General features: G+C 66.2%; 18 protein-coding genes and 1 pseudogene. 9 read left to right on the forward strand and 10 right to left on the reverse strand.

The genetic code is table 11. The features are described from left to right. The first annotated feature begins 39 nt into the window (after nucleotides 1-39). Nucleotides 40-915 (forward strand): LysR family transcriptional regulator, encoded by an 876-nt coding sequence (locus MAAFP003_RS14420; RefSeq protein ID WP_096287942.1) that lies wholly within the window; start codon nucleotides 40-42, stop codon nucleotides 913-915. Nucleotides 916-973: 58 nt separating this feature from the next. On the opposite strand, the gene MAAFP003_RS14425 is transcribed toward MAAFP003_RS14420, so the two are convergent. Then, complete coding sequence (locus MAAFP003_RS14425) at nucleotides 974-1573, reverse strand: TetR/AcrR family transcriptional regulator (protein WP_096291158.1); 600 nt, start codon at nucleotides 1571-1573, stop codon at nucleotides 974-976. Nucleotides 1574-1685: 112 nt separating this feature from the next. On the opposite strand from MAAFP003_RS14425, the gene MAAFP003_RS14430 reads away from it, so the two are divergent. After that, nucleotides 1686-3251, forward strand: coding sequence for a phytoene desaturase family protein (locus MAAFP003_RS14430; protein WP_096287944.1), 1566 nt, complete (start codon nucleotides 1686-1688; stop codon nucleotides 3249-3251). A 4-nt stretch (nucleotides 3252-3255) separates the two neighbouring features. Here the strand turns inward: MAAFP003_RS14430 and MAAFP003_RS14435 are convergent, their stop codons facing one another. The 3 genes and pseudogenes from MAAFP003_RS14435 to MAAFP003_RS30020 form a co-directional block, all read right to left on the reverse strand. After that, a complete protein-coding gene (locus MAAFP003_RS14435) occupies nucleotides 3256-3801 on the reverse strand; it encodes a YbhB/YbcL family Raf kinase inhibitor-like protein (protein ID WP_096287946.1) in 546 nt (181 codons plus the stop codon). A gap of 45 nt (nucleotides 3802-3846) precedes the next feature. Continuing rightward, nucleotides 3847-4290, reverse strand: coding sequence for an SRPBCC family protein (locus MAAFP003_RS14440; RefSeq protein ID WP_096287948.1), 444 nt, complete (start codon nucleotides 4288-4290; stop codon nucleotides 3847-3849). Between the two features lie 91 nt (nucleotides 4291-4381). After that, nucleotides 4382-4492 (reverse strand): annotated as a pseudogene (locus MAAFP003_RS30020) (transcriptional regulator); the annotation flags it as partial. Nucleotides 4493-4545: 53 nt separating this feature from the next. Between MAAFP003_RS30020 and MAAFP003_RS14450 the strand changes: the two are divergent. After that, a complete protein-coding gene (locus tag MAAFP003_RS14450; RefSeq protein ID WP_096287950.1) occupies nucleotides 4546-5256 on the forward strand; it encodes an MBL fold metallo-hydrolase in 711 nt (236 codons plus the stop codon). On the opposite strand, the gene MAAFP003_RS14455 is transcribed toward MAAFP003_RS14450, so the two are convergent. After that, nucleotides 5253-5627 (reverse strand): hypothetical protein, encoded by a 375-nt coding sequence (locus MAAFP003_RS14455; protein ID WP_096287952.1) that lies wholly within the window; start codon nucleotides 5625-5627, stop codon nucleotides 5253-5255. The genes MAAFP003_RS14450 and MAAFP003_RS14455 overlap by 4 nt on opposite strands. 315 nt (nucleotides 5628-5942) lie before the next feature. Here MAAFP003_RS14455 and aceA point away from each other — a divergent pair, with 315 nt between their 5' ends. From aceA to MAAFP003_RS14475, 4 genes are all read left to right on the forward strand, one after another. Next, complete coding sequence (gene aceA, locus MAAFP003_RS14460; protein ID WP_096287954.1) at nucleotides 5943-8243, forward strand: isocitrate lyase ICL2; 2301 nt, start codon at nucleotides 5943-5945, stop codon at nucleotides 8241-8243. Nucleotides 8244-8502: 259 nt separating this feature from the next. Then, a complete protein-coding gene (locus tag MAAFP003_RS14465) occupies nucleotides 8503-8733 on the forward strand; it encodes a hypothetical protein (RefSeq protein ID WP_133160860.1) in 231 nt (76 codons plus the stop codon). A 141-nt stretch (nucleotides 8734-8874) separates the two neighbouring features. Next, complete coding sequence (locus tag MAAFP003_RS29165; protein WP_165796407.1) at nucleotides 8875-9261, forward strand: hypothetical protein; 387 nt, start codon at nucleotides 8875-8877, stop codon at nucleotides 9259-9261. A gap of 185 nt (nucleotides 9262-9446) precedes the next feature. Continuing rightward, nucleotides 9447-10613 (forward strand): LLM class flavin-dependent oxidoreductase, encoded by a 1167-nt coding sequence (locus MAAFP003_RS14475; RefSeq protein WP_096287958.1) that lies wholly within the window; start codon nucleotides 9447-9449, stop codon nucleotides 10611-10613. Here MAAFP003_RS14475 and MAAFP003_RS14480 read toward each other — a convergent pair. Continuing rightward, a complete protein-coding gene (locus tag MAAFP003_RS14480) occupies nucleotides 10597-12171 on the reverse strand; it encodes an FAD-dependent monooxygenase (protein ID WP_096287960.1) in 1575 nt (524 codons plus the stop codon). The two genes, MAAFP003_RS14475 and MAAFP003_RS14480, sit on opposite strands and share 17 nt — an antisense overlap. A 125-nt stretch (nucleotides 12172-12296) precedes the next feature. Between MAAFP003_RS14480 and MAAFP003_RS14485 the strand changes: the two genes are divergently transcribed. Continuing rightward, the gene (locus tag MAAFP003_RS14485) at nucleotides 12297-12593 is read left to right on the forward strand and encodes a hypothetical protein (protein WP_096287962.1); all 297 of its coding nucleotides are present in this window, start codon (nucleotides 12297-12299) and stop codon (nucleotides 12591-12593) included. A gap of 14 nt (nucleotides 12594-12607) precedes the next feature. On the opposite strand, the gene MAAFP003_RS14490 is transcribed toward MAAFP003_RS14485, so the two are convergent. Then, complete coding sequence (locus tag MAAFP003_RS14490) at nucleotides 12608-13054, reverse strand: SRPBCC family protein (protein WP_096287964.1); 447 nt, start codon at nucleotides 13052-13054, stop codon at nucleotides 12608-12610. A 175-nt stretch (nucleotides 13055-13229) separates the two neighbouring features. Here MAAFP003_RS14490 and MAAFP003_RS14495 point away from each other — a divergent pair, with 175 nt between their 5' ends. After that, entirely contained in the window at nucleotides 13230-14333 is a 1104-nt protein-coding gene (locus MAAFP003_RS14495; protein ID WP_096287966.1) for a serine hydrolase domain-containing protein, read from the forward strand. A gap of 4 nt (nucleotides 14334-14337) precedes the next feature. Here MAAFP003_RS14495 and MAAFP003_RS14500 read toward each other — a convergent pair whose 3' ends face one another. From MAAFP003_RS14500 to MAAFP003_RS14510, 3 genes are all read right to left on the reverse strand, one after another. Beyond that, complete coding sequence (locus MAAFP003_RS14500) at nucleotides 14338-15921, reverse strand: allophanate hydrolase (RefSeq protein WP_096287968.1); 1584 nt, start codon at nucleotides 15919-15921, stop codon at nucleotides 14338-14340. Continuing rightward, nucleotides 15918-17324 carry a TIGR00366 family protein gene (locus MAAFP003_RS14505; protein ID WP_096287969.1) on the reverse strand — a complete coding sequence of 469 codons (1407 nt, stop codon included), beginning with the start codon at nucleotides 17322-17324 and terminating at the stop codon, nucleotides 15918-15920. Before MAAFP003_RS14505 ends, MAAFP003_RS14500 begins: the two co-directional genes overlap by 4 nt. A gap of 96 nt (nucleotides 17325-17420) precedes the next feature. Further along, a complete protein-coding gene (locus MAAFP003_RS14510; protein WP_096287971.1) occupies nucleotides 17421-17798 on the reverse strand; it encodes a hypothetical protein in 378 nt (125 codons plus the stop codon). Nucleotides 17799-17810 lie beyond the last annotated feature (12 nt).

The raw sequence follows: 17810 nt of genomic DNA on the forward strand, positions 1-17810 counted from the left end.
AGTGAAATGCCTGTCGCACGACATCTATGCTTGTCAGGCATGGGCGTGCTGGACAGCGGCCGAGTGGAGTTGCGACACCTGCGCGCGTTCGACGCGGTGGCGCGATTGCAGTCCTTCACCCACGCATCCGAGGCGCTCACGATCACCCAACCCGCGCTGAGCCGCACTATTCAACAATTGGAAGACGCGCTCGGCGTCACCCTGCTCGATCGCAGCTCCCGCCACGTCGAGATGACTGACGCCGGAAGGACGTTCTTCGAGCACGTCGAACGGGTGCTGTCCGAACTCGAACGCGGCGTGGATGCCGTGCGGCGGCAGGCCAGTATTCGTCTCGGATTCAGTTGGCTGTTGCCCGACCCGTGGGCCCAAGACACCGTTGCCCGATTTGAGCGGGCCAACGCAACGACGGTCAGTTTGATCCGCACCGACGATGCGCTGGCCGCCGTCCAGCAGGGGAAAGTGAACGTCGCGGTGGTGCGCGGCCAGGTGACCTCGACCGCCGTGCGGGTCGTGCACCTGTTCGACGAGGCACGGGTGGCGGTGTGTTCGGTGCGTTCCCGCCTGGCACAGCAGCCGGCGCTGGACTGGGCCGACGTCCCGCAATGGCCGCTGGTCGTCAACGTCGCCAGCGGCACCACCGGACCCTGGTCGTGGCCGGCGGGCCAGGGCCCGCAGACTGTGGTCCAGACATCGAATTTCGACGAGTGGATCGAATCTGTTGCCGCCGATCGAGGCATCGGAGTGATCCCGGACGTCGCCGTCCGGCGCAACGTTCATCCCGGCGTCCGGTTCATCCCGCTGCGGGGGGCACCGCAGAGCCCGGTCGCCCTGGCTTTCCTGCCGCGTGCCCGCAATGCCGAGCTACGTCGCTTCGTGGAGGCCGCGGTGGCCAGTGCCGCTGCTTGCGCTACCTGAACTCGGCGAGTCGCTCCCGGATCGCGCTGCGGCTCTCGTCGCGAACGCCAACGGCGGATCAGTCGAGCAACGCCAGACCGGAGCGGACCACATCGATACTGGCCGCCACCAGCTCGCCGAGGTCGCCGGTACAGCCGTTGCGACCCCAATACTCCACTGCCACAACGAGAGCCGCCGCCAGGGCCGAACCCGCGACCTCGGCAGCCAGTTCGATGTCGGGCGCGTCCGCATTCCGCTTGCTGACGAAATCCGTCAGCACGGCGGCGAACGAGGACTGCACGACCCGCAAGTGGCCGGCGATCCGTTCGGCGGAGATCAACTCGGCGCGCGCCGTCGCGGCCTGCCGGACCACTTCGAGGTCGTGCGGGAAGGCCGCGACACTGGCCAGCACCGCGTCGAACAGCGACTCGGAGGCCGGCCGTTGCGCAAGCGCCTCGGCCAGCCATTCCAGCTGCGACTCGTAGTCCTGGAACAGCACCGACTCCTTGGTCGGGAAGTGCCGGAAAAAGGTGCGTTCGGTAACGCCGGCCTCGGCCGCCAACTCCGTGACCGTCACGTTCGCAAAGCCTTTGCGGGCGAAGCTCTTTAGCGCGGCTTGGCGCAGCGCCTCGTGTGTCGAGCGGCGGCGCTGCTCGTGGCGATTCATCGGAGCGGTCATGTCGGGCCGATCGTATCGCACCATTTGTGTCAGAACTGACATCTTCCAATTATGTCAGTACTGACATATTCTTGTCACGCGCACACCACCGACGGAAGGCAGGGCCGAGACCATGAGCACGACGAAATACGACGCGATCGTGGTCGGCGCCGGGCACAACGGGCTGACCGCCGCGGCGATCCTGCAGCGCGCCGGCCTGCGAACCGTGTGCCTGGAAGCCAATACCTACGCCGGCGGCATGGCGGCGACGGTTGAATTGATCGACGGCTTCCGCTACGAGATCGCGGGCTCGGTGCAGTTCCCGACGGCGAGCCAGCTCACCAAGGACCTCGGGCTCGACACGCTGCCCGCGATAGAACCCGAAGTGATGTCGATCAACATCGGCGAAAACGGCGAAGAGCCGATGGTCTTCTACCGCGACCCGATGCAACTGATGGGTCACTTGAACGAGAAGCACGGCATGGAAGCCGTCATGGGTATGGCCGAGCTGATCGGCTGGAGTCAGGCGCCCGCACGGGCGCTCGGCCGCTTCGATGTGTGCCAGCAGCCCAAGACGATCGACGAAATGTACGACTGCGCAACCAATGTCGCCGAACGCCGGGCGATTCACGAGATGCTGTTCGGCTCGGCGATGGACGTGATCGACCGTTACCTGCCGGACAAGGACAAGCACGCGGTGATGCGCGGAATGCTGGCGTTTCTGGCGGTTAACTCCACCTACCGCGGCCCTTACACACCGGGCAGCGCCGCGTGCCTGGCATTCGCGCTGGCGGTCCCCGACGACAGCACCGCGATGATGACCAAACTCAAGGGTGGTATCGGCGCGCTCACCGAACACCTGCGCGAGCTTTTCGTCTCCCATGGCGGAGAGATCCGCTTCCGCACCAGGGTCGAAGAGATCCTCGTCGAGAACGGCAAGACAACCGGTGTCCGACTGCGCGACGGCTCGACGATTTCGGCGCCGATCGTGGTGTCCAATCTGTCGCCCGACGTGACGCTCACCGAACTGATTGCACCCGAACATGTTCCGGCGGAGTTGGTCTCACGTGTGTCCGGACGCGACCACCGCGCCTCATTCGTGCAGCTTCATTTCGCACTTGACGGGCTGCCCGAGTTCGCACCACCGTATGAGTTCCTCAACGAGGAGGGCATGCAGCAGTCGGTGGGGATCTTCGGCTCACCGGAAACCCAACAGGAGCAGTGGGAGATGTGCCGGCGCGGCCTCGTTCCAGACAACCCGTCGATGGGCATGCAAATCCCGTCGGTGCACGATCCCGCGATGGCGCCACCGGGCAAACACGCGGCCAGCGCATACGCCTACGCGTTCCCGGTCGAAGTCGACCGCGACCAGCACGGCCACCTGAAAAACGAAATGGCACAGCGCGTTATCGACAAAATCACGAAATTCGCGCCGAACTTCTCCGACATCCTGATCCGTCATATCACGTTCGCGCCGTATCACATGAACACGATGTTCGGTGCCCCCGCCGGCGACTTCTGTCACGGCCTGTTGCACCCGGATTTGATGGGACCCAACCGGCCCGGCCCGAAGGGCTTTCTGGACATGCCGATCCCGATCGATGGCCTGTACCTGGGCGGCGCGGGATGCCATGGCGGCCCAGGCATTACGTTCACGCCCGGCTACAACGCGGCTTATCAGATTCTGGACGACCGGTAGCCGATCAGCCCCCGAACGTTCCGATCAGCTGCGCCTGCGCGGTGGCGGCCCCGGCGATGGTCTGCGCGGCGCGCGCACCGGCCAGTCCGCCGGGGAGCTGGTAGTCGTTCGGAAGCTGGTAGAGCGTGAAGCGGTAGTGATGGGTTCCGGTGCCGGCGGGCGGACAGGGTCCCTTATAGGCGGACTGGCCGGCCGTATTCGGCAGCGTGCTCCCGCCGCCGGGATTCTGACCGGCCGAGGTGCTGCCGGACCCGAACGGTATCCCGGTCACGACCCAGTGGATGTACACCCCGTTGACCGCATCCGGATCATCGACCACCAGTGCCGCCCCCAGCGGCGCCGACCACGTCAACGGCGGCGCGACGTCGGCCCCTTTGCAGGTGTATTGCGCCGGTATCGGCGCGCCATTGGCGAAGGCCGGACTGCTGATCGTCAATGGCGCGTCCGGCGCCGCCGTCACGACGCCGGTGCCGGCATTGCCGGCCGCCGCGAGCGTCAATGCCAGTGCGCCGATGGCGAAGCCAACGCGCCGAGCAGCAGTGCGACCCATACCGAACAGTGTCGCCAACTGCGGCCCCAGAAGATAGTCGTCTGGCTACCCGCCCTTTTTGACTTCGATCACTCGCTCGCGGAGCCCCTTGGTCGCGGTGTCCATCAGACCCTTGGTTCCCTTCCTGATCAGGAATCCGGGCACCGGTACGGTGAGATCCACGGTCAAGTCGAACCGGACCCTGGTGGAATCGCCGTCGGGGGTGAGCGTATAGCGGGCATCCTGCGCCCGTTGCTGTTTAGCACTGACCAGCGTCCAGCTCACCCCGTCGTCGTGCACGGTGTAGGCGAGCTCCTGTTCTTCGGTGATTCCCACGATCTTGACGACCTGCCGGGACCGGAGCGGATGACCCTGGTCATCGCGCTCCAGAACGTCGACTTTCTGATGAGCCGACGACCACTCGGGCAAGGATTCGATGTCGAAGAGCACGTCCATGATCTCGTCGGGAGTCGCCTCGATGACGAGTTCGCGCGAATCGGAGACAGCCATCCTCGGAAGATAACCCGGCGCCGCGGCTGCCCAAACGCGTCGACTCAGGGCACCCGCGGCTCGTCGGCGACCAGGCCCGCGTCGCGCGGCACAGTTCCCCCACGCAAAGTTGCTGCCGCGTCAAAATTTCCAGAAGCTCGCGTCGCACCGGATTCGCCAGAGCGAGAAAAACGCGGTCCGGAGTTCCCACGCCCGGCACCATATGTTCGAAATTCCCGACACGTCAACCGCCCGTTCGCCCGTTAAATTGCTGTTATGCGATTCACCTGGGAACGACTGACCACCAGCGTGCACCGCTGTCGGCTTCCGTTCTGCGACGTCACCGTGGGCTTAGTGCGCGGGCGCGCTGGCGCATTACTGATCGACAGCGGAACCACGATGACCGAGGCCGCCGCGATCGAAGAGGACGTCCGGCAGCTGACCGGAGGCCCGGTGACCCATATTGTGTTGACGCACAAGCATTTCGACCATGTACTGGGTTCCTCGTATTTCAGCGACGCCGAGATCTACTGCGCGCCCGACGTTGTCGATTACCTCGCGTCAGCCCATGACCAGATTCGCGCTCACGCCCTCAGTTACGGTGCGGACGCCGCCGAGATCGACCGGGCACTCGCGGCGCTGCGGGTGCCCCAGCACGGCCTCTACGACGCCGTTATCGACCTCGGCGACCGCGATGTGAGAATCACCCACCCGGGGCGTGGCCATACCACATCGGACCTGATCGTGGTGGTCCCCGGGTTGGACGAGCACGATCACCGCGTCGTGATGTTCACCGGTGACCTCGTCGAAGAGTCTGCCGACCCGTTCATCGATGCCGACTCCGATCTGGCGGCCTGGCCCGCAACGCTCGATCGACTGCGGGCGATCGGTGGGCGAGAAACCATCTACGTCCCCGGCCACGGAAAGGTAGTCGACGCGGAGTTCATCCGCCGCCAACGAGCTTGGCTGCAGCAATGTTCGGGTTAGGCGGTCGCTACCGTACATGCGGCGATGAGTGCGTCCGGATCGGTCACGCTGAGCACCAGCGAACGCAGCGCGGCCGACCTGAGCGGCACTTTCGCCTGTACCGGCGGCTCTATCGTCAATGCCACCAATCCTTTGCCCGAGCCGTTGACCAGCCAGCGGCCATTCGAGTAGTGCACGCCCGCGGTGAACGTCCGCTCATCGGAGGCTTCGGCGTGGGTGATCGACGCGATCGGGATGTGGGCCTCGAACGCCCACCCCATCTTGACGTGGAGAGTCCCGTCAACGACGCGCACCTCACTCGTGCTGGGCCCGAGTCCCAGCGGCGTGGATAACAGCACATACCAACGCTCGTACCGCAATTCCGTCTGCACCGAACCGACCTTACTCGTAGTTTGCTGGCGCGGCGGGTCGTCGTTTCGTCTATCCGTCTGTGCAGTTTGCTGAGTGGGGTGGCCGAACAGGAGTCCGAGGAACCGCCACGGCGCGGTCCCTACCCAAAAGCATTGCGCCACAATCCTTTAGAGTTACCACAGCACCAGCGACACGCTGCGCAGCCATCCGGAGTACGCCGTGTGACAACAGTTTTGGCCCGGCTCGGCAATCGGCGAATTACCCATGATGGAAATCCCAGGACCAGGGATAGACTCACGTTCAGCGGACTCGTGCTGGAAGGGGAGCGTAAAACCATGGCCATCATCGACGCGGACACTGAGGTCCCCGCCCCGTTCGACGAAGACGTCGCCGCCGTGCAGCGATACTTCGACGATCCACGGTTCGCCGGGAAGATACGCCTCTATACGGCCCGCCAAGTAGTAGAGCAACGCGGCACGATACCGACCGACTACACCGTCGCGCGGGAAGCCGCGGCGGCCTTCTATCCCCGCCTGCGCGAGCTTTTCGCGGCCAAGAAGAGCATCACCACCTTCGGCCCGTACTCACCCGGGCAGGCCGTGAGCATGAAGCGAATGGGCATCGAGGGGATCTACCTCGGCGGCTGGGCTACCTCCGCCAAGGGGTCCACCACCGAAGACCCGGGTCCGGACCTGGCGAGCTACCCGCTGAGCCAGGTGCCCGAGGATGCGGCGGTGCTGGTGCGCGCGTTGCTGACCGCGGACCGAAACCAGCAGTACCAGCGGCTGCACATGAGCGATCAGCAGCGCGCGGCGGCCAAGGAGTACGACTACCGGCCGTTCATCATCGCCGACGCCGACACCGGTCACGGCGGTGACCCGCATGTGCGCAACCTGATCCGCCGCTTCGTGGAAGCCGGCGTGCCCGGCTACCACATCGAGGACCAGCGTCCGGGCACCAAGAAGTGCGGTCACCAGGGCGGCAAGGTTTTGGTGCCGTCCGACGAACAGATCAAGCGCCTCAACGCCGCCCGCTTCCAGCTCGACATCATGCGGGTGCCGGGCATCATCGTCGCGCGGACCGACGCCGAGGCGGCCAACCTTATCGACAGCAACTCCGATGAGCGCGACCAAGCGTTCCTGCTCGGCGCGACCAACTTGGACATTCCGTCGTACAAGGCCTGTTTCCTGGCGCTGATGCGGCGCTTCTACGAGCTGGGCGTCAAGGAGCTCAACGGTCATCTTCTCTACGCGCTCGCCGACGGCGAGTACGGCATCGCCAACGCGTGGCTCGAGCGTCAGGGCATCCTGGGCCTGGTCTCCGATGCGGTCACGCAGTGGCGGCAGGACGGTCAACACTCGATCGACGACCTCTTCGACCAGGTCGAGTCGCGGTTCGTTGCGGCGTGGGAGGACGACGCCGGGCTGATGACCTACGCCGATGCCGTGGCGGAAGTGCTGGCATTCGGCGAACGCGAGCACGACGAACCGGCGACCATGAGCTCCGACGAGTGGCGCAAGTTCGCCGCTCGGGCGTCGCATTACGCGGCTCGCGAAAAGGCCCGAGAGCTGGGTGCCGCGCCGGACTGGAGCCCCGAGCTGGCCAGGACGCCCGAGGGTTACTACCAAGTGCGCGGCGGCATTCCGTACGCGATCGCCAAATCGCTCGCGGCGGCGCCGTTCGCCGACATCCTCTGGATGGAGACCAAGACCGCGGACCTGGCCGACGCCAAGCAATTCGCCGACGCGATTCACGCCGAGTTCCCCGACCAGATGCTGGCTTACAACCTCTCGCCGTCGTTCAACTGGGACACCACCGGCATGACCGACGAAGAGATGAAGCAGTTCCCGGTGGAGCTGGGCAAGATGGGCTTCGTCTTCAACTTCATCACCTACGGCGGGCATCAGATCGATGGCGTCGCCGCCGAGGAGTTCGCCACCAACCTGCGCCAGGACGGCATGCTGGCCCTGGCCCGGCTGCAGCGCAAGATGCGTCTGGTCGAGTCGCCCTACCGGACGCCGCAGACACTGGTCGGCGGTCCGCGTAGCGACGCCGCGCTGGCCGCATCATCGGGGCGCACCGCGACCACCAAGGCGATGGGCAAGGGATCGACCCAGCATCAGCATCTGGTGCAGACCGAGGTGCCCAAGAAGCTGCTGGAGGAGTGGCTGGCGCTGTGGAGCGAGCACTACCAGCTGGGCGAGAAACTTCGGGTCACGCTGCGGCCGCGCCGCGCCGGCTCGGATGTGCTGGAGCTCGGGATCGTCGGCGAGGGCTCTGACCCGCAAGAGCAGCTGGCCAACGTCGTCGTCGACCCGATCAAGGACCGGCACGGCCGCAGCATCCTTCAGGTGCGCGACCAGAACACCTTCAGCGAGAAGCTGCGCCAGAAGCGGCTGATGACGCTGATCCACCTTTGGTTGGTGCATCGCTTCAAGGCCGATGCGGTCTACTACGTGACGCCGACCGAAGACAACCTGTACCAGACCGAGAAGATGAAGTCCCACGGGATCTTCAGCCAGGTCTACCCCGAGGTCGGCGAGATCATCGTCGCCGAGGTGAACAAGCCGCGCATCGCCGAGCTGCTCAAGCAGGATCGGGTGGCGCTGCGCAAGTTGATCACCAAGGAAGACTAGTCGTCACCGCCAACCTGTTCGCGAAATTGCTTGGTGGGCTTGGCATTTCGTGATGCCGCGGTTACACCGCGCGATGGTTCGTGTCCTGGCGGACGAGGCCGTCATTGTGCTGTCGCACAACGCACGCGTAACGCCGCTACCCGCCCCAAACGTGAAAGCGATCACAATGGCTACTTTCGCGTCCTGCAATAGTTGCATAGGTGTACATTATCTATTGAACAGACGTGCAGCAGACCTAGAACGGCGAAAGGACACTTCGATGAAGTCTTCAACCAAGATGACGATCACCACCTTCGGTGCGGCGAGCGCACTCGCTCTCGTCGTCGGAGTCGGCGGCGTCGGGCCCAGCCTGGCCGCAGCCGCGCCCGCCCCGGTGACCCACGCTTCGTCCAGCGCCGCGCCGGCGAGCCAGCAGGTCGCCGCCGCCGCCCCCGGCAAAGTGCATAAGGCCGTTCTCGTCGCCTGCATCTCGGGCCTCAACTGCGGATAGGCGCCAACCCGCATCAAGCAACCGGCGGCCCATCTCGACTACGAGATGGGCCATCGGCTTGTCTGCTCCTCGTCGCGCGGTTTGCGACCGGCACCAACGGGTACGAAGGAGTGAGTTTTGCTGAATGTCGGGAGGAGTCTGATGAGAACGGAAGCTCGGACCGCGGTCGCGCTGTTCGGCGGCGCGGCCATGCTCGTTTTGACGGTTGGCTGCGGCGGAGGCGGCAACAAAGCGCCTAGTAGCACCACAACTACGACGACCACGACGACGTCCAGCGTCGCGCCGTCGACCGCCCCGGATACCGGCAGCCCGAGCGGCACCGGCGGGCCGGGCGGCGGCGGTGGCACCGTGCCCGGTGGCCCGACCGGCGGTGGCGGACCGGGCGGGGGAGGCGGCAGCATTCCCGGCGGTCCCACCGGTGGTGGCGGGCCCGGCGGCGGTAGCGGCAGCATCCCCGGCGTTGGTGGCGGCGGCGGCGGACCCGGTGGTGGCGGCGGTTGCGTCGGCAACATCTGCGGCGGCACCTGATCGCGCCCTGCCTCACTAGGACTTGCTCGGGGTAGCCGAGGGGGCCGTGTCGATCTGGCCCCCTCGGCTGAGCAACCCGAACACGCGGCGGTTGAGACAATCCACGCCGTCGCGCCGCTGAGCTATTTTGAGGCTCGCCGGCCTGAGTTATGGTTCTCCGCAACGCGTCAGCAAGGAGACCTTCGATGGCGAAGCTCAGGTTCGGATACTTCATCGCGCCGTTCCACCGCGCGGGCACCAACCCGACATTGGCCATCCAGCGCGACCTCGCGTTCGTCCAGCACCTCGACGCCCTGGGCTTCGATGAAGCGTGGATCGGCGAACATCACTCGGCCGGCAGCGAAATCATCGCGTCGCCGGAGATCTTCATCGCCGCCGCCGCGGAACGAACCAAGCGGATCAAGCTGTGTACCGGGGTCATCTCGCTCTCGTATCACAACCCGCTGTGGGTCGCCGACCGGCTGATGATGCTGGACCACCTCACCCATGGCCGAGTGATCGGCGGGGTGGGCCCCGGCTCGCTGCCCAGCGATTCGTCGATGATCGGGCTGACCCCGACCGACACCCGGGAGTTGTTGGACACCAACCTCGACATCGTGGTCCGGCTGCTGCGGGGGGAGACGGTGAGCGCCAAGACCCCCACGCATGAACTCCACAACGCCAAGCTGCAGCTTGCCCCGTACTCCGACGGTGGGGTGCCACTGGCGGTGGCCGCGGTCGCTTCCCCGACCGGCGCACGGCTGGCCGGCCGGCACGGCATCGGCCTGCTGTCCATCGGTGCGACGCTGACCATCGAGGGCTTCAACGCGCTGCAATATCACTGGGACATCGTCGAAGAACGCGCCGCGGTGTTCGGCACCGAGGTCGATCGCCGGAACTGGAGCCTGGTCGGGCCGTTCCATGTTGCCGAAACCGACAAGCAGGCGCGCGAGGACGTGAAGTTCGGCCTCGAGCCGTGGTTCCGGTACTTCCAGAAAGTGGCCGCGTTCCCGCAGATGACCATGCCAGGCGAGCAGATCGACGAGATGATCGACGTCATCAACGAGAACGGGGCGGGCGTGATCGGCACCCCGGAGCGGGCTCGGGCGCAGGTGCAGCGGATGTGGGACCAGTCCGGCGGCTTCGGCTGCATGTTGCAGATGGGCCACGAGTGGGCCAACCCGGCGGCCACCAAACGGTCGGCCGAATTGTTCGCCGCCGAGGTGATGCCGCACTTCCAGGGTCAGGCACAGCCGACGCTGGATGCGGCCGCGCGGGCCAGCGAAGCGCGCGAAGGGCTGGCGGAGTCGCAGAACCAGGCCGTCGAGCACATGACCAAGAAGTACCAGGACGAGCTCAACTCGAAGGCGTAGTCGCGCCCAGCCCGAACCAGCGCGCGAGCGCCCGGCGAAGCTCGGAGACATCGGGCGACGCCGCCGACGATGCCCACGCCACGTAGCCGTCGGGGCGCACCAGTAGTGCGGTGGCCGGCACCTCGCTATCGGGCCGTCCGACGGCGACGGTGAGCTGGTCGGCGGCGTCGGTGACCGCGGCGGCCACGCAGCCGGCCTCGGTGAGATCGATCAGCAGGGGGAGTCCGGTGCGGGCCAGCTCCGCCACGCGTCTCGTCTCGCCGCCGTCCGTCACACCGAACTCGGGCACCCAGTGTCCGGTCAGCGGATGCGCGTCCGGGTCTGTGCTGTAACGGTTTTCGGCCCCGGATATCAGGTTGCTCAGGCGGCGGGCGATGTCGGAATCGGTGAGCAGTTCGGAAAACAGTTGCCGCAGGGCGGTGACCTCGGGCCCGGGCCGCACGAGTGCCAGCTGCGCGCGGCTGTGCATGATGACGCGCTCGGCCGCGGGCCGGCGCTCGGCTTCGTAGGTCGTCAGCAATTCGGGCTCGACGCGCCCACGCAGGACCGCGGCGAGCTTCCAGCCGAGATTCACCGCATCCTGCAGGCCTAGGTTGAGCCCCGGGCCGCCCATCGGGGAGTGGACGTGCGCGGCGTCGCCGACCAGGATGACCCGTCCCGCCCGATACCGTGACGCGATTCTGGAGTTGATCCCGCAGAACCTGCGCAGATCGGGCGGCACGTCGGGTGACACGGCCCGCAGCGGCACGTCGGCACCCAGCACCCGCTTGGCGCTGGCTTCGAGTTCGGCGAGGCTCATCGGTGGTTGGTCGTCGATGCCGTCCACGGGTTCCTCGCGGGCCGCTCTGTCCAGCTCGAAGACGATCGTCGCCGCGCGGCCGCCAAGCGCGCCGTAGGCGAAGACACCCTGATCGGCCCGATGGAACTGCAGCGGCGGCACCCGGCCGAACCCGGGGATGTCCAGCCCGCCGCTGACCGGGTCGATCCACTCCGCGGGCGGCAGCACGTCGAATCCCATCCGGACGACAAGGTCATACGACGACATCCCGGGAAAAGCGATGCCGGCCAGCTTGCGCGTCAGGCTGGTGCCGCCGTCGGCGCCGATCAAGTACTTGCTGCGCAGCTGATAGGTGCCGCCGGGCCCGGCGACGTCGACCGTGACAGCGGCGCCGTCCTGGTCGAAACCGGTCAGCGCGTGACCCCATCGAATGTCGACACCGTGTTGGAGCGCCCGATCGGCGAGCACCTGAACCAGCTTGGGTTGCTGGACGGGCAGCAGGAAGACCTGCGAGTCGGTCATCGACGTGAGATCCAACGGGAAGGCCGCGAACATCGGGCGAGGGTTGAGCCGGGGCGGGTCCGCGGTTCCCGCCAGTGCGCCGTAGAGGCCGCGATGGTCGAGGATCCGGACCCCTTGCCCGATAACGCCGTTGGCACGCCGCATGGGGTTGGGGCCGGGCATCGGGTCCAGCACCACCGGACGGATCCCGTTCAATGCCAGTTCGCCGGCCAGCATCAGCCCGTTGGGACCGCCACCGGCGATGACGACGTCAATCACTTAGCCCAGCTTAATTGTTGGGCAGCGGGCCGACAAACGTCGGCGCAGCTGACAGCGCGGGATTTCATAATGCGGCACCAGCCGCTTCCCAGCTCACAGCTAACGACGGGGCGCATACCTGGAGCATGAGCACCCCTGGGCACCACCAGTTCACGCGAGTCGTCTTCGCCGGGGTCGCGGGCATCGCGATGCTGGCATTCGTCGACGCGGCGCACGTGCCGGCCGGCTACGGCACATTCGGCCACGTGCGCGTCACCGCCGACGACAACGACGACCAGGCGCAACTACAGCAGCAACTGGCCCAGCAGCAGTTGTTGTTGTCCGAGCAGCAAGCCGAGCAACAAAACGAAGCGGCCCAACAGCAGTTCGAGCAAGACATGCAGCAGGCGCAGCTGACCGAGCAACAGGCCAACAACCCCTAGCCTGCACCGTCAGGTCAGCGCTCGGCCGCCTTCACAAGGCGATCCGCAAGAAGCTTGACCGCGCCGCCCAGGGCCGCGCGCGTCGCCGGCCCGGTTCCGCGAATCCTCTCGACGAACGATCCCGACCAGCGGATGTCGGTTCCGCCGTCCGCGTTGGGCGTCAGCACCACCTCGCCCCGGTAATCCTTTGCCGGCGACGGCCCCACCAGCTTGTAGACCTGCCGGCGATCCTGCTCGTACTCGACAATCTCCTCACGCGCCAGGATCGGAGGCACCCCGACCTGACGAATCGCGCCGACCCCACCCGGCGCCGGATCACCTTGGCGCGCCCAACTCGAGCGCAGCACGACCGGCTTGGCCCAGCTCGACCAATCGGCCCCGTCCGCCAGCAGCCGGAACACGGTTGCGGCAGGCGCACTACAGGTCCGATTGACCTCGAACGAAAATTTGCGACCTGACATAGCCGCGTACCCTACCGCCACCGCGGTAGACCCGGCCCCGCGGGGCGGACCTGGGGCGACGCGGGTGTCAAGGCCGGCGCAATCCGGCACACACCGGCCGCCTCACGTGCATACTCACCGTGTGCGGGTTCCGGGTGGTCGCGGTGTAGCGCGGCAACCCCGTCGGCACACCCGAGTGACGCTGGTGTGGTGCGCGGTCGTGTTATCGCTGTGCAGCTGCGACAAGGAGACGGTCACCCCCGCGTCGAAAGCGCCCACGTCTACCAGCAGCGCCACCCTCAACTCGAAGGACAACCCGCTGATCAAGGCCAACAGTCAGCGGGTGCTCGACGACGCGGTCAACGCCACAGCGCCCGGCTGCTCGGCCGCCGTGGGTTCCAGTGGCACCGTCGTGTGGACCGGAGTGCGCGGCCTCGCCGACACCGCGACCGGCGACAAGATCACACCCGACACCGTGTTCGACGTCGGCTCGGTGTCCAAGCAGTTCACCGCCACCGCCGCCCTGTTACTCGCCGATGCGGGAAAGCTGGCCCTCGACGACACACTCGCCCAGCACCTGCCGGAATTCCCGAGCTGGGCCAGCACCGTCACGATCACCCAATTGATCCACCAAACCAGCGGCATCCCCGAATACGAAGGGCTGCTGGCAAAGCAGGGGTTCGCGGTCGGTGACCGGACCACGCAGGAACAAGCGCTGCAGGCGGTGGCGAGGGTGCCGAAGCTGAATTACCAGCCGGGCAGCCAATTCCGGTACTCCGACTCCAACTATTTGTTGCTCGGCGAGATCGTCCACCGGGTGTCGGGGCAGCCGCTGCCGCAGTTCCTCAGCACGGAAATCTTCCGTCCGCTCGGCCTGGGGATGGTGATGGATCCCGTCGGGAAAGTTCCGCACAAGGCCGTCTCCTACGCCGGCGGCAGCGACGGATACCGGATGACCACTTCGGCGTGGGAGCAGATCGGCGACGGGGCGGTCGAAGCCTCACCCAGCCAGCTGGTGCAGTGGGGCGACAATTACCGCACCGGTCGCGTGGGTGGGCCCAAGCTGCTGCAGGCGCAGCTGGCGGGGGCGGTGGAGATCGGGCCCGGCATCCCCGTGCACTACGGCGCCGGGATCTACATCAAGGCCGACGGCACGCTCGACCACGACGGCGCGTCGCCCGGCTTCGTCACCGCATTCCGCGTCAGCAAGGACCGGCAGACAGCCATCGCCGTCAGCTGCAACACCGACGACCAGATCCCGGAAGCCCTGACCGACTCGTTGGCGAAACTCTGGATGTAGCTCGCTACCAACGTCTTTCGCCAGCCTCAGCGGTCACACCGGTGACCGTGCGGCCGTCCTCGAGCTCGAGATTGGTCAAGGCCATCGACGCGGGCAGGGCCGCAGCCAAACTACCCAGGCCGGCCTCGGAGATCCGGAACAATTCACCAGTCCGGCCCTCAGGTGTCCGGAGGTGTTCGACGAACCGGGCGCCGAGTCGCCGGAGCCGGCGGTACAGTGGCGCTCCGAATACCGCCAGCTCAACGCCGCTGCGCACCAACAGTTCCGACAGGGTGCCGGTCAATCGGGCGCCGATGTCGGCAGCGATCTGGTCATTGAAGGAGGGGACCACGATCGTCACGCCGAACGGAGTGCCCGCAGGAGTCGGCGCGACGGGCACGGTGACCGCGGCCATGTCGAGCAGATTGCAGAAATTGGTATAGGTGCCCATGCGACGGCTGATCCCGACGGGATCAGCGCTCACCTCGATCAGCGTGGGATGTTCGGTGGTGGTGGGCAGCAGCAGTGCGTCGAAGCCGTCGAGCAGGCAAGCGGCATCGGCCCGCGCACGCACCAACGCGTCCAGGTCGGCGGCGAACGCGGGGCCGGTGACTTCGCGCGCCGAGGTAATGATTGACACGACAACGGGATCCGCGCTCGCTGGTGCGGTGTCGAGGAATTCGCCGACCGCCGCGTAGCGTTCGGCGACGATCGCGCCGTCATAGAGCAGCAACGCGGCATCCAGCAGGAGGGAGATGTCGACGGGCGCGACGCTGCATCCGGCGTCGATCGCACGACGCACCGACTGCGCGAACGCCTCGCGGTAGCCGGGGCGCAGCGCGGTCAGGTTCGCGGCTTCCGGGATCGCCAGGCGCGGGGCATCCGGCGCCCCGAGGCGAACGTCGGCGGGCCACGGGCGGCTGCGCGGGTCTCGCGGGTCGGGTCCGGCCATTACGGCCACCGCTGTCCCGGCCAGGGCGAGGTCGGCCGCCAGCACGCAGACGGCGTCGTAGCTCACGCAAGCCGGGACAACCCCATGGGTGGGGATGATCCCGAGGGTGGGGATGATCCCGAGGGTGGGTTTGATGCCGACCAGGCCGTTGAGCGCGGCGGGGACTCGAACCGACCCGGCCGTGTCGGTGCCGATGCCGATATCGGCGATGCCTAACGCCACGGCGACGGCAGAACCGGAACTCGACCCGCCCGAGACCAGGTCGGGATGACCCGAATTACGCACGGCGCCATAGGGACTGCGGGTACCCGCCAACCCGCAACCGAATTGGTCGAGATTCGTCTTACCGAGCACGACGGCCCCGGCTTCGTGGAGTCGTTCGATGGCGACCGCGGTGGTCGCCGGCAGGTAGGAGAACTCGCGGCATCCCGCGGTGGTCGGTAGACCCGCCACGTCGATGTTGTCCTTGACGGCGACCATCAGCCCCGCCAGGGGCAACGGCTCGCCCGCGGCGAGGCGGTGTTCGACGGCCACGGCATCGTTGTGCACGTCGGCCTGATCGCGCAGCGTGATCCAGACCTCGGGCCGGTCGGCCTCGGCGATCGTTCGATACGCGGCGGCCACCCGCGCGGTCGGTGAAAGACGCGTGGGCTTCACAAGACGTGCGGCGCGATCAGGACCGCGGCACCGGCCACCGCGAAACCGATCAGAAACGCGATCACCGTAAAGCCCATCACCTGACGCACGTTGAGCTTCGCGATCGCCAGCACCGGCAATAGCCAGAACGGCTGAATCATGTTGGCGACACCCTCGCCGACGGCGACCGACATCGAGATCAGTCCCAGGTATGCCGGCGAGTGCTGGCCGATGGCCAGCGCCGAGCCCACCGCGATCGGCCCCTGCACCGCCCAGTGCCCGCCGCCCGACGGGACGAACAGCGAAATAATAACGGAGCCAATGAATGTCAAGAACGGTAGCGTGTACTGATCGGCGCCGCGCACCAGGGCCTCGGCGAGCACCGTCTGCAGCGCGCGACCGGATCCCACCGGCAAATAGCCCAGCAGGCCGGCGATTCCGCCGTAGAGGGGGTATTGCAGCAGTAATGGGCCGGACACTTTCGCGGCGCCGGAAAATGCGCGAATAAAGCGGATCGGCGTGCCATGCAGCAACGCACTGGTGACGGTGAACAACATGATCATCGACGAGATGTTCAGCGCGAAACCGCTCAACACGAAATACATTATGCCAGAAGCGAATACGAGGACATTGAGAATCCAGAGGCTCTCCAGCCGCTCGGCGAACGTCGGTGGACCCTGCGGCGGGTCCGGTACCGGCTCTTCGTCGAACACCGCCGGGTCGGGTTCGAGACTTTCATCGGGTTCCATCCGCCAGATCGTGACGGCGACCAGCGCGACCATCGCGATGACGGCGACCCAGCTGTAGGGCTGAAAGATCGTCAACTTCAGCGGCACGATCAGTCCGGTCATCTTGTGAATCACGTTGATGGGGCTGGTCGTATCGGTGTTGGCCAACGCGATCGATGATGACAAGCCCTGCGTCCAAACCAGGTAGCCCATAAACCCGGTCGCGATCAGGTAGCCGAAATGCACGTTGGGGAGCCGCTTTGCGACCTGTCGCGCGACCAATGCACCTGCCACCAGGCCCAGTCCCCAGTTCAACAGCGAGAAGAGGCTACTGACACCGAAGCACAGCAAGGCTCCCTGCACCTGTGTCTTCGGTTTACTGGCCAGTGCGATGATGGCCCGTTTCACGACGGGCGCCTCGGCCAGTGTGTAACCCGTGACCAGAATCAGCACCATTTGGAACGCGAAGGTGAAGATGTTCTGCGCGCCCCACACTCCGCCGTACCACGCTTTGAGCACCCCGGTGGGCGTCGCACCCCGGACGAGCAGCGCGACAAGTCCGACCACGATCAGCGTCAGAATGACGGCGAACAAATACGGGTCCGGCATCAAGCGTTCGACATAGCGGACGCACAGCATCGTGAGTCGCTGCATGAGGCCGCGACGCCCGACATGTTGTTCTTTCGTGGTCGTCATCGGCCCGCCCTTAACCGCGCTGCTGCGCCCGCGTCGTGCGCTTGTTGAATAGTGGAAACGCTTAGGTAACTCTAGATTGGTTGCCGCCGCGTGGCCTTAAATGAACTCGTAGACAAAGACAACGACGATTGCCACCGCCAGCAGAATCAAGCTCACGACGATGACGGCGCGGACACCGCGGGACTGGCGATGGAACCAGTGCTGCAGTTGGGAAAAGCGCCAATCCGTCCACGCATAGGCACGCGCGGCCCACAGCGCTTCGACCGCGAGCAAGCGGAACGCGACCAGCAGCCCGGGGATCCCGACTTCGGGGAGTAACACGATCAGCGGAATGGACGCGACGAGCAGCACGCCGCCCAGCACGGCAAGGCTCACCCGAACCGGCATCGCCTTGGCCCGCCACCGAGCGCGATAAGCCAGCACTCGGGCCAGTGCGTCGTCGCGCGTTTCGGGGTGCTGATCGGGAGAGTCCACGGTTGCTCCTCA

The organism is Mycobacterium ahvazicum, assembly GCF_900176255.2.
GTDB lineage: Bacteria > Actinomycetota > Actinomycetes > Mycobacteriales > Mycobacteriaceae > Mycobacterium > Mycobacterium ahvazicum.

Excerpts from the sequence above, each read along its gene's own strand:
- MAAFP003_RS14485 (WP_096287962.1), top strand. The coding sequence starts at position 12,297 with ATGAGCACCCCTGGGCACCACCAGTTCACGCGAGTCGTCTTCGCCGGG.
- MAAFP003_RS14435 (WP_096287946.1), bottom strand. The coding sequence starts at position 3,801 with ATGGGTCGCACTGCTGCTCGGCGCGTTGGCTTCGCCATCGGCGCACTG.
- MAAFP003_RS14465 (WP_133160860.1), top strand. The coding sequence starts at position 8,503 with ATGAAGTCTTCAACCAAGATGACGATCACCACCTTCGGTGCGGCGAGC.
- MAAFP003_RS14425 (WP_096291158.1), bottom strand. The coding sequence starts at position 1,573 with ATGACCGCTCCGATGAATCGCCACGAGCAGCGCCGCCGCTCGACACAC.
- MAAFP003_RS14490 (WP_096287964.1), bottom strand. The coding sequence starts at position 13,054 with ATGTCAGGTCGCAAATTTTCGTTCGAGGTCAATCGGACCTGTAGTGCG.
- MAAFP003_RS14430 (WP_096287944.1), top strand. The coding sequence starts at position 1,686 with ATGAGCACGACGAAATACGACGCGATCGTGGTCGGCGCCGGGCACAAC.
- MAAFP003_RS14450 (WP_096287950.1), top strand. The coding sequence starts at position 4,546 with ATGCGATTCACCTGGGAACGACTGACCACCAGCGTGCACCGCTGTCGG.
- MAAFP003_RS14440 (WP_096287948.1), bottom strand. The coding sequence starts at position 4,290 with ATGGCTGTCTCCGATTCGCGCGAACTCGTCATCGAGGCGACTCCCGAC.
- aceA (WP_096287954.1), top strand. The coding sequence starts at position 5,943 with ATGGCCATCATCGACGCGGACACTGAGGTCCCCGCCCCGTTCGACGAA.
- MAAFP003_RS14505 (WP_096287969.1), bottom strand. The coding sequence starts at position 17,324 with ATGACGACCACGAAAGAACAACATGTCGGGCGTCGCGGCCTCATGCAG.
- MAAFP003_RS14420 (WP_096287942.1), top strand. The coding sequence starts at position 40 with ATGGGCGTGCTGGACAGCGGCCGAGTGGAGTTGCGACACCTGCGCGCG.
- MAAFP003_RS29165 (WP_165796407.1), top strand. The coding sequence starts at position 8,875 with ATGAGAACGGAAGCTCGGACCGCGGTCGCGCTGTTCGGCGGCGCGGCC.
- MAAFP003_RS14475 (WP_096287958.1), top strand. The coding sequence starts at position 9,447 with ATGGCGAAGCTCAGGTTCGGATACTTCATCGCGCCGTTCCACCGCGCG.